The organism is Cupriavidus sp. CPT47-8839-RL05A, from assembly GCF_058792255.1.
Map to the genome: position 1 here is coordinate 39942 of NZ_JBYTEG010000035.1, position 10239 is coordinate 50180.

Here is a 10239-nt window from a genome sequence, read left to right on the forward strand (position 1 = left end):
ATCAGGCGCGTTTCTGGAAGCGGGCGTAGAAGAAGCCATCATGATCCGACGGCAGGCTGGTGCCGGCAGTGGTGTCCTTTTCGCCATTGGCGCCGGCGGCTTGCGTGGCATGGGTGCCGGGCAGCAGCTGCCCCGGCGCCTGCAATCGTATCGCATCTGCCAGCTGTGCACCAAACCAGCGCGCCTGCTCCTCGCCTTCCGTTGGGAAAATAGAACAGGTGACATAGACCAGGATGCCGCCCGGTTTGAGCAGCGGCCACAGTTGCGAGACGATGCGGCGCTGCTCGGTGATGAGCTTGGCAATATCGGTCTCGCGGCGCAGCCAGCGGATATCGGGATGGCGCCGCACAATGCCCGAAGCCGAGCACGGCACGTCGGCCAGGATGCGGTCAAAGGGCTGGCCGTCCCACCAGTCGGCGGGCCGGCTGGCATCGCCGACCACGATCCGCGCTTGCTTGCCCAGGCGCGCCAGGTTCTCGGCGATGCGGGTGGTGCGCTGCGGGTCGCTTTCCACCGCGGTGACTTCAATATCGGCCAGTTCCAGCAGGTGCCCGGTCTTGCCGCCGGGCGCCGCGCAGGCATCCAGCACGCGCATGCCGTCGGCCACCTCGAGCAGCGGAGCGGCCAGCTGCGCGCCGGCATCCTGCACCGAGACCACGCCTTCGGCAAAGCCCGGCAACTGCGTCACCGGCACCGCGCGCACCAGGCGCACGGCCTGCGGGCCGACCACATGGCCAGCCAGGCCGGCGTTGGCAAGATCGGTCTGGTACTGCTGCACGGACACGCGCGCGGTGTTGACGCGCACCGTCATCGGGGGGCGCACATTGGCGCTGGCGGCCAGGGCCATCCACTGGTCCGGGTAGGCCTCGCGCAGCATGCGCAGCCACCACGGCGGCAGGTTCCAGCGCGCCTGCTCGTCGCGGTTGACCTCGGCCAGCAGCGCCTTGCGTTCGCGCAGGAAACGGCGCAGCACCGCGTTGACCAGGCCGCGCGCATGCGCAGTCTTGGGTTCGGAGGCGGCGGCGCTGACTGCCTGGTCGACCACGGTGAAGGTGCTGTAGCCCGGGCGGCCGGCGTCCGCGCCGTCCTGCTTGTCGCGCGGGCCCGGTGCGTGCTCCAGCAGCAGCGCCAGCGCCACCGCCAGCAGCGAATCGACCTGCGCGCCCGGCGGGCGCGTGACCAGCTTTGTCACCAGTGCGCGTGCCGTGCCGAACTGGCGCATGGTGCGATAGGCGATGTCCTGCAGCGCGCCGCGCGTGGCGGCATCCTGCACGCGGTCCAGCCGCAGCTGCGCGGCGGCGTCCTCGATCGCCTGGGGCAAGGCTGTGCCTTCGCTGACGGCGCGCACCGCGGCGGCGGCGCCAAGCATCTGGAAGGCAAGCGAATCGGGAGGCAGGCGCATATCGGTCAGGCGGCGGATCAGGCGTTGGAATCGGGAAGCAGGCCGGCGCGGGCACAAAAAAAAGCCCGCCGGTCCATGCGGAACAGCGGGCAGTTTACCCTGTGCGGGGGCCCTGCCCCGGATTTCCGGCCGCTCAGGCGGGATAGGTGCCGGTCTGGGCCATCTGCATCAGGCGCGCGATGCGCTCCTCGGTGGCCGGGTGGGTCGAGAACAAATTGGCGATGGCGCCGCCCGAGAGCGGGTTCATGATCATCATCTGCGCCGTGGCCGGGTGTTCTTCGGCCGCCTGGAACGGGATGCCCTGGGCGTAGCGGTGGATCTTGTCCAGTGCGCTGGCCAGTGCCTGCGGGTCGCCGCTGATCTCGGCGCCGCCGCGGTCGGCTTCGAATTCACGTGCGCGCGAGATTGCCATCTGGATCAGCGATGCCGCCAGCGGGGCCAGGATTGCCACGGCAATGCTGGCGATCGGGTTGCTGCGGTTGCCGTTCTCGTCGCGGCCGCCGAAGAACATTGCCATATTGGCCAGCGCCGAGATCGCACCGGCCATGGTGGCGGCGATGGTCGAGGTCAGGATGTCGCGGTGGCGCACGTGCGCCAGCTCATGTGCCATCACGCCGCGCAGTTCGCGCTCGGACAGCACCCGCAGGATGCCGGTGGTGGCCGCCACCGCGGCGTGCTCCGGGTTGCGGCCGGTGGCAAAGGCGTTGGGCGCGTCTTCGTTGATCAGGTACACGCGCGGCATCGGCAGGCCGGCGCGCTGCGCCAGGTCCTGCACCATGCCGTAGAACTGCGGCGCGCTGCCGGCGTCGACTTCCTGCGCGTTGTACATGCGCAGGACCATCTTGTCCGAGAACCAGTAGGAGAAGAAGTTCATGCCCAGCGCAAGCAGCAGCGCCATCATCATGCCGCTGCGCCCGCCGATCATGCCGCCGATGACGATGAACAGCGCCGTGATGGCCGCCATCAGCATGAAGGTCTTGACCCAGTTGAACATTGCGGTGATCTCCGTGTAATCGTGAGTCGCGTCCCGGGGGAAAGCGGACGCGATGACCGTTAGATAGGGGGCGATACCCGAAAATTCAACGGCTGTTCAACGGCTGTTCAACGGTTTCAGGGGGGAGCCGTGGCCGCTTGCGCCGGCCGGGGCGGTGCCGCCGGCACTTATGCCGCCATGTGCGGCCAAGGCCCGTCCGATCATGCCTGCGCGGCGCCGTTGCCGGGTACCGCGCAGCGCGTGCCCGGCGGCAGCGGCAGGGCCTGCAGGAACTGCTGCGCCGGCTGGCGGCGCCCGCCCGGCTTCTGCAGCTCGGTGACCTGCAGTGCGCTGCCCTCGCCGCAGGCGATGATGATGCCGGCGGCGTCGGCCGCCAGCACCGTGCCGGGCGGATGCGGCAGGCTGCTGGCGGCGGCCAGCGGCATGGCCTGCCAGCACTTGATCACGGTATCGCCGACCTGCACCGTCGCGCCCGGGAAGGGGTTGAACGCGCGCACCTGGTTGGCCAGCGCCGCGGCCGGGCGGCGCAGGTCCAGCGGGGCCTCGTCCTTGGCGATCTTCTCGGCGTAGGTGACGCCTTCGGCCGGCTGCGGCGTGGCGGCCAGCGCGCGGCCGGCGGCCAGCTCCTGCAGCGCTGCCACGGTCATGCGCGCGCCCAGCGCGGCCAGCGTGTCGTGCAGCGTGCCGGTGGTGTCGTCCGGGCCGATCGGCACGGCCTCGCGCGTGAGCATGTCGCCGGTGTCCAGGCCTTCGTCCATCTGCATCAGCGTGATGCCGGTCTCGGCATCGCCCGCCTCGATGGCGCGGTGGATCGGCGCCGCGCCGCGCCAGCGCGGCAGCAGCGAGCCGTGGATATTCAGGCAGCCCAGGCGCGGCAGGGCCAGCACCTCGGCCGGCAGGATCAGGCCGTAGGCGGCCACCACCATCACGTCGGGGGCGGTGCCGGCGAGCGCGTCGATGGCCGCGGCGGCGTCTTCCGGGTACTTGCCCTGGCGGCGCAGCGAGCGCGGCTGCAGCACCGGCCCAAGGCCGCTGGCGGCGGCGAACTGCTTCACCGGGCTGGCGTGCAGCTGCAGGCCGCGGCCGGCGGGGCGGTCAGGCTGCGTCAGCACCGCCACGACGGGAAAACCGGCGGCGTGGATAGCTTCCAGCGCGACGCGCGCGAACTCGGGCGTGCCGGCAAAGGCGACACGCAGGGGTCTGGCTTGGGACATGGCAGGTTCCGTGGCCTGAAACAGGACCGGCCGCTATCGCGGCCGGTTCTTTTGTTCTTCGGAAGTCATAAAGATAACAGACCCCGCGCGGGTGCCGCGCGCTGGCGGCGGGATTCCGGGCGGGCTGTTACATCTTTGTGGCAGGGCGCCGCTTACATGCGGGTGCGCTCGCGCTTCTGCAGCTTGCTCTTGATGCGGTTGAGCTTGAGCGGCGACAGGTATTCGACAAAGACCTTGCCGCGCAGGTGATCGATCTCATGCTGGATGCAGACAGCGAGCAGGTCGTCGGCCTCGAGCTCGAAGCTCTCGCCCTTCTCGTTGAGCGCGCGCACGCGCACCCGGTCGGGGCGCTCGACGCGGTCATAGACCTCGGGCACCGACAGGCAGCCCTCTTCCCAGACCTTGCGGTTGTCGCTGGCCCAGACGATCTCCGGGTTGATAAAGACCTGGAGCTGGTCGCGCGTTTCCGAGACGTCGATCACCACCACCTGCTCATGCACGTTGACCTGCGTGGCGGCCAGCCCGATGCCGGGCGCTTCGTACATGGTTTCAGCCATGTCCTTCACCAGCTGGCGGATGCGGTCGTCCACTGCCGCAACGGGTTTGGCAACGGTGTGCAGACGGGGATCGGGGTAGGTCAGGATATCGAGTTTTGCCATGATGCTCAGGCGCAACGCCGGCCGCTGCCGGCAACCGGGCCGCGTTGCGGCGGCGGGTGTTTACATGCAGAATCGGGGCGCAAGTACAAAAATTCAAGGCGCGCCGAAACAGGCACGCTCTCCCGGGTCAATCCGGCCGAACCACCGGCCGGTCAGGAAAATGCGCGATCTTACCAAAGAACTCCAGGCGGCGTCGGGCCGCAGGCTGCACGCGTTCATCCCTAAGCTTGCCTATGCGTTGTTGAGTGCCGCCGGCTTCACTGCCGCGGCCACGCTTCCGGCCCTGGCCGCGGACCTCACGGTCACGCCGGCACAGCAGGCCGAAGCCCAGCGCACGGCCCAACAGGGCATCCCCGTTTCAGACCTGGCTGCCAATGCGCCGTCGCAGTACACCGTGCGCACGGGGGACACGCTGTGGGGGATCTCGGGCCGCTTCCTGCGCCAGCCATGGCGCTGGCCTGAGCTATGGGGCATGAACCAGCAACAGATCCGCAACCCGCACCTGATCTATCCGGGACAGATCCTGTACCTGATCCAGCGCGACGGCCGCGCCTGGCTGTCGACCACGCCCGCCGGCAGCGGCACGGTGCGCCTGTCGCCGCAGATACGCGGCAACGCCGCCGACGGCGCCGCCATCCTGAGCATCGCGTCCTCCGATATCGAGCCCTTCCTGATCCGCCCGCTGGTGGTCGACCAGGATACGCTGGCCACCTCGGCGCGCATCGTCGCCGTGTCCGAGTCGCGCGTCATCCTTGGCCGCGACGACACCGGCTATGCGCGCGGCATCCCCGCCGACGCGCCGCAAGGCAGCGACTGGCAGGCCTACCGCCCGGTCACCCCGGTGCGCGACCCCGTCTCCAACGCCGTGCTCGGCTACGAGGCCGAATACGAAGGCAACGTGCGCCTGGCGCGCGGTGCGCAGGGCCCGGATGCGGTCTCGACCATGCAGGTCACGCAGGCCAGGCAGGAAATGGGCGTGGGCACGCTGCTGATGCCGCAGCCCGCGCGCGAAGCGGCGCGCTATGTGCCGCACGCGCCCGATACGCAGCTCGACGGCCGCGTGGCCAAGGTCTATGGCGGGGTCGAGTTCGGCGGCGCCAAGCAGGTGGTGGTGCTCAACCTCGGCAGCCAGGCCGGGGTCGAGCCCGGGCATGTGCTCGCGCTGTCGCGCACCGGCGAGACCGTCGCCGACAAGACCGACAGCAACCGCGCCATCCGCCTGCCTGATGAGCGCTACGGCCTGGCCTTTGTCTTTCGCGTGTTCCCGGGGGTGTCGTATGCGCTGGTCACCGACGCCTCCAACGTGATCGCGGTCGGCGACCGGGCGACCTCGCCGCGCTGAGCCGGCCTTGGCGACATCGCAGGCGGCCCCGGCGGCCGCCGCTTCCCTTTGCCATGCCGGCGCTGCCCGGCAGCTCACCATGCGCGATCCCGACGAGCTGAAGGCGTGGCTGCAGCTCGCCTGCGCGCCCGGCGTCGGCCCGGTCACGGTGCGCCTGCTGCTGACCGCATTCGGGTTGCCGCAGCAGATCCTGGCGCAGAGCGTGGCAGCGCTGTCGTCCGTCGTCCCCAAGAAACACGCCCGCGCGGTGCTGGCCAGGCCCGGCACCGGGCTGCCGGCACTGGTCGAACGCACTCTTGCCTGGCTCGGCACGCCCGGCAACCACTTGGTCACGTTTGGCGACGACGCCTACCCTGCCCGCCTGTTCGACCTGCCCGACCCGCCGCCGCTGCTATATATCAAGGGCGATCCCGCGCTGCTGGCGCGTCCTGCGGTGGCCATCGTCGGCGCGCGCGGCGCCACCGAGCAGGGCAAGCGCGATGCGCAGGCGTTTGGGCGGGCGCTGTCCGAGTCGGGGCTGGCGGTGGTCTCGGGGCTGGCGCTGGGCGTCGATGCCGCCGCCCATGCCGGCGGGCTGCAGGGTTGCGGCGGTACCGTCGCTGTTACGGGTACGGGGGCCGACCGGGTCTATCCGGCCGAGAACCTGGCGCTGGCGCACGAAGTGGCCGCGCGCGGCGCCATCGTTACCGAATTCCCGCTCGGCATGCAGGGCCTGCCTGCCAACTTCCCGCGCCGCAACCGCATCATCGCCGCGCTGGCGCGCGGGGTGCTGGTGGTGGAGGCCGCGGCGCGCTCGGGCTCGCTGATCACCGCACGGCTGGCGGCCGACCTGGGGCGCGAGGTATTTGCGGTGCCGGGCTCGATCCACGCGCCGCTGTCAGCAGGCTGCCACCTGCTGATCCGCCAGGGCGCGAAGCTGGTGGAGCGCGTGGAGGATGTGCTGGAAGAGATCAACCTGCTGCCGGCACCTGCCCGCCCCGCTGCCGCGCGCGTTCCCGCGTCCGTACCGGAGCAACCAGATCTTTCTGACTTTGCCGGCCACGCCGACCCCCTGCTGGCCGCTCTCGGCTACGATCCGGTTACGCTGGATGCGCTGTGCGAGCGCAGCGGCCAGCCGCCGGAAGCCGCCGCGGCGCGCCTGCTGGAACTGGAACTGGCCGGGCACGCCGAGCGTCTACCGGGAAACCTGTTCCGGCGGCTTGGGTGAGCTGCAGCGCAATACCGATACAATCGCCGGCAGCCCGCGTGCCGCGGGCGCCTCATGTTTCCGATGCCATGACCGTTTACTTTCCAGAACGTGACGCAGGCGCCATTGCCGGGTGCCTGGCAGCGCGGCCGCAGGGCCGCCTGGTGGCCTGCCTGTGCGCGCAGTGGTGCGGCACGTGCCGGGACTACCTGGCGGCGCTGACCGCGCTGGCCTCGCGCCATCCGGAGGATTGCTTCGTCTGGATCGACATCGAGACGCACGCGGATGCGCTTGGCGATATCGATATTGAGAATTTCCCGACGCTGCTGGTGCAGCCTGCGTCGGGCGGCACGCCCCAGTTCTATGGCACCCTGCTGCCGCACATCGAGGTGCTGGAACGCATGCTGAGCCGCGGTGCGGCGATGCCGGCGAGTGCCGAAGACGTGCCGCAGGTGCTGGACTGGTTGCTTGCCGGGGGGAGCAGCGCCGCCTAGGCGGCGACTGGGTCGGCGGCGGGGCTTGCTTGCACCGCCGTCGAAAGCGCGCTTATTATTGGCGCCTCATAGCCCCCCGGCGTTCTGATTACTTCGTTTGTAGTGCAATTCGCGGGTTGCCGGATGCAGCTCGCAAGGACCCTTCCCATGTCAAAAGCCCTCATCATCGCGGAAAAACCGTCGGTCGCGGCGGATATCGCCCGTGCCCTCGGGGGGTTTACCAAGCACGACGAGTATTTCGAGAGTGACGACTACGTGCTGTCCTCCGCCGTCGGCCACCTGGTCGAGATCGCCGCGCCGGACGAATACGAGGTCAAGCGCGGCAAGTGGAGCTTCGCCAACCTGCCGGTGATCCCGCCGCATTTCGACCTGCGCCCGATCGCCAAGACCGAGTCGCGCCTGAAGGTGCTGAACCGGCTGATCAAGCGCAAGGACGTCACCGCCCTGATCAACGCCTGTGACGCGGGGCGCGAAGGCGAGCTGATCTTCCGGCTGATCGCGCAACAGGCCAAGGCCAAGCAGCCGGTGCGCCGGCTGTGGCTGCAGTCGATGACGCAGCAGGCGATCCGCGATGGCTTCGCCAGCCTGCGCGAAGACGAAGACATGCTGCCGCTGGCCGACGCCGCGCGCTGCCGCTCCGAGGCCGACTGGCTGGTCGGCATCAACGGCACCCGCGCCATGACCGCCTTCAACAGCAAGGGCGGTGGCTTCTTCCTGACCACCGTGGGCCGCGTGCAGACGCCGACGCTGTCGATCGTGGTGGAGCGTGAAGAGAAGATCAAGCACTTCGTGCCGCGCGACTACTGGGAAGTGCGGGCCGAGTTCATCGCCGCCGCCGGCCTGTATGAAGGCCGCTGGTTCGACCCCAGGTTCAAGAAGAGCGAGTTCGATCCCGAGGCGCGCGAATCGCGCCTGTGGAGCGAGGCCGAGGCCAAGAGCATCGTCGCCGCCTGCCGCGACAAGACCGGCACGGTCACCGAGGAATCCAAGCCGTCGACGCAACAGTCGCCGGCGCTGTTCGACCTGACCACGCTGCAGCGCGAGGCCAACTCGCGCTTCGGCTTCTCGGCCAAGAACACGCTGGGCCTGGCGCAGGCCCTGTATGAAAAGCACAAGGTCCTGACCTACCCGCGTACCGATGCGCGCGCGCTGCCCGAGGACTACCTGGACACGGTCAAGCAGACCATGGACATGCTGGCCGACAGCTCGCCCAACTACCTGCCGCACGCCAAGAAGATCCTGGCCCAGGGCTGGGTCAAGCCGAACAAGAAGATCTTCGACAACAGCAAGATCAGCGACCACTTCGCCATCATCCCGACGCTGCAGGCGCCCAAGAACCTGTCCGAGCCGGAGCAGAAGCTGTACGACCTGGTGGTGCGCCGCTTCCTGGCGGTGTTCTTCCCGGCGGCCGAGTTCCAGGTCACCACCCGCATCACGGAAGTCGCCGGCCACCACTTCAAGACCGAAGGCAAGGTGCTGGTCAACCCGGGCTGGCTGGTGATCTACGGCCGCGAGGCGCAGGGCGACAAGGACGCCGCCAACCTGGTGCCGGTGGCCAAGGACGAGAAGGTCAAGACCGACAAGGTCGAGAGCGTCGGCCTGACCACCAAGCCGCCCGCGCGCTACAACGAAGCCACGCTGCTGTCGGCGATGGAAGGCGCCGGCAAGCTGGTGGACGACGACGCGCTGCGCGAGGCCATGGCCGGCAAGGGCCTGGGCACGCCGGCGACGCGCGCGGCCATCATCGAAGGCCTGCTGACGGAAAAATACCTGGTGCGCGAAGGCCGCGAGCTGATCCCGACCGCCAAGGCGTTCCAGCTGATGACGCTGTTGCGCGGCCTGGGCGTGCTGGAACTGACGCAGGCCGAGCTGACCGGCGAATGGGAGCACAAGCTCTCGCAGATCGAACGCGGACGCATGAAGCGCGACGAGTTCATGCTCGAGATCGCGCAGATGACGCAGCAGATCGTCAAGCGCGCCAAGGAATACGACAGCGACACCATCCCGGGCGACTACGCCACGCTGGACACGCCGTGCCCGCAATGCGGCGGACAGGTCAAGGAGAACTACCGCCGCTTTGCCTGCACCGCGTGCGAGTTCTCGATCAGCAAGATCCCGGGCGGGCGCCAGTTCGAGATCGAAGAGGTCGAAGAACTGCTGCTGAAGAAGGAAATCGGTCCGCTGCAGGGCTTCCGCAGCAAGATGGGCCGTCCGTTCGCCGCCATCCTCAAGCTGGGCAAGGACGACGAAGGCCATTACAAGATGGAATTCGACTTCGGCCAGAACGACGACGACAACGACGGCGAGCCGGTCGACTTCAGCGGCCAGGAGCCGGTGGGCACCTGCCCGAAGTGCGGCGGCTCGGTGTTCGAGCACGGCATGAAGTACGTCTGCGAGAACAGCACGACCAGCCCCAAGAGCTGCGACTTCACCACCGGCAAGATCATCCTGCAGCAGGAAATCAGCCGCGAGCAGATCGGCAAGCTGCTCACCGACGGCAAGACCGATCTGCTGACGGGGTTCAAGTCGTCGCGCACCGGCCGCAACTTCAAGGCCTTCCTGGTCAAGCAGCCGGACGGCAAGATCGGCTTCGAGTTCGAGGCGCGCGAGCCCAAGGCGGGCGCCAAGACGGCGGCGAAGACCACGGCCAAGGCGGCATCGAATGGCACGGCCGAGGCGGCGCCGGCAACCAAGACGGCAGCGAAGACCGCGGCCAAGACGCCAGCCGCCAAGGCTCCGGCCACCAAGGCACCGGCCAAGAAGGCGACAGCCAAGAAGGCCCCCGCCAAGACCGCCGCGGCCAAGAAGTCGCGCGCGGCGGCCGCCGGCGAGTAAGCGTCAGCGCGTCACGGCAAAACGCCCGGCATCACCGGTAATGCCGTTCAGTTAAGACTGAACGGCATTTTTCATTGTTAGCCGCCGAAGCAGTTGTAAACCGCAAGCCGCAA

Annotated in this window: 8 protein-coding genes; 4 read left to right on the plus strand and 4 right to left on the minus strand. The window is 68.8% G+C overall.

The genetic code is table 11. From position 1 onward, the window contains the following. Window position 1: 1 nt before the first annotated feature. From rsmB to def, 4 genes are all read right to left on the minus strand, one after another. Window positions 2–1402 carry a 16S rRNA (cytosine(967)-C(5))-methyltransferase RsmB gene (gene rsmB / locus AC3WVS_RS30115; protein ID WP_492321569.1) on the minus strand — a complete coding sequence of 467 codons (1401 nt, stop codon included), beginning with the start codon at window positions 1400–1402 and terminating at the stop codon, window positions 2–4. Between the two features lie 133 nt (window positions 1403–1535). After that, window positions 1536–2396 carry a zinc metalloprotease HtpX gene (htpX, locus tag AC3WVS_RS30120; RefSeq protein ID WP_010811323.1) on the minus strand — a complete coding sequence of 287 codons (861 nt, stop codon included), beginning with the start codon at window positions 2394–2396 and terminating at the stop codon, window positions 1536–1538. A gap of 200 nt (window positions 2397–2596) precedes the next feature. Continuing rightward, window positions 2597–3610: a methionyl-tRNA formyltransferase gene (gene fmt, locus AC3WVS_RS30125; protein WP_492321570.1), complete on the minus strand. Its 1014-nt coding sequence runs from the start codon at window positions 3608–3610 to the stop codon at window positions 2597–2599. Between the two features lie 152 nt (window positions 3611–3762). Next, on the minus strand, window positions 3763–4269 hold the full coding sequence (gene def, locus AC3WVS_RS30130; RefSeq protein WP_010811325.1) for a peptide deformylase: 507 nt from the start codon (window positions 4267–4269) through the stop codon (window positions 3763–3765). Window positions 4270–4429: 160 nt separating this feature from the next. Between def and AC3WVS_RS30135 the strand changes: the two genes are divergently transcribed. The 4 genes from AC3WVS_RS30135 (at window position 4430) to AC3WVS_RS30150 (ending at window position 10126) form a co-directional block, all read left to right on the plus strand. After that, window positions 4430–5611, plus strand: coding sequence for a LysM peptidoglycan-binding domain-containing protein (locus tag AC3WVS_RS30135; protein WP_492321571.1), 1182 nt, complete (start codon window positions 4430–4432; stop codon window positions 5609–5611). Between the two features lie 7 nt (window positions 5612–5618). Next, on the plus strand, window positions 5619–6818 hold the full coding sequence (gene dprA / locus AC3WVS_RS30140; RefSeq protein ID WP_492321572.1) for a DNA-processing protein DprA: 1200 nt from the start codon (window positions 5619–5621) through the stop codon (window positions 6816–6818). A gap of 68 nt (window positions 6819–6886) precedes the next feature. Next, window positions 6887–7291 (plus strand): thioredoxin family protein, encoded by a 405-nt coding sequence (locus AC3WVS_RS30145; protein WP_011616267.1) that lies wholly within the window; start codon window positions 6887–6889, stop codon window positions 7289–7291. A gap of 147 nt (window positions 7292–7438) precedes the next feature. After that, complete coding sequence (locus AC3WVS_RS30150) at window positions 7439–10126, plus strand: DNA topoisomerase III (protein ID WP_492321573.1); 2688 nt, start codon at window positions 7439–7441, stop codon at window positions 10124–10126. Window positions 10127–10239 lie beyond the last annotated feature (113 nt).

Excerpts from the sequence above, each read along its gene's own strand:
- htpX (WP_010811323.1), bottom strand. The coding sequence starts at position 2,396 with ATGTTCAACTGGGTCAAGACCTTCATGCTGATGGCGGCCATCACGGCG.
- def (WP_010811325.1), bottom strand. The coding sequence starts at position 4,269 with ATGGCAAAACTCGATATCCTGACCTACCCCGATCCCCGTCTGCACACC.
- AC3WVS_RS30135 (WP_492321571.1), top strand. The coding sequence starts at position 4,430 with ATGCGCGATCTTACCAAAGAACTCCAGGCGGCGTCGGGCCGCAGGCTG.
- rsmB (WP_492321569.1), bottom strand. The coding sequence starts at position 1,402 with ATGCGCCTGCCTCCCGATTCGCTTGCCTTCCAGATGCTTGGCGCCGCC.
- AC3WVS_RS30150 (WP_492321573.1), top strand. The coding sequence starts at position 7,439 with ATGTCAAAAGCCCTCATCATCGCGGAAAAACCGTCGGTCGCGGCGGAT.
- fmt (WP_492321570.1), bottom strand. The coding sequence starts at position 3,610 with ATGTCCCAAGCCAGACCCCTGCGTGTCGCCTTTGCCGGCACGCCCGAG.
- AC3WVS_RS30145 (WP_011616267.1), top strand. The coding sequence starts at position 6,887 with ATGACCGTTTACTTTCCAGAACGTGACGCAGGCGCCATTGCCGGGTGC.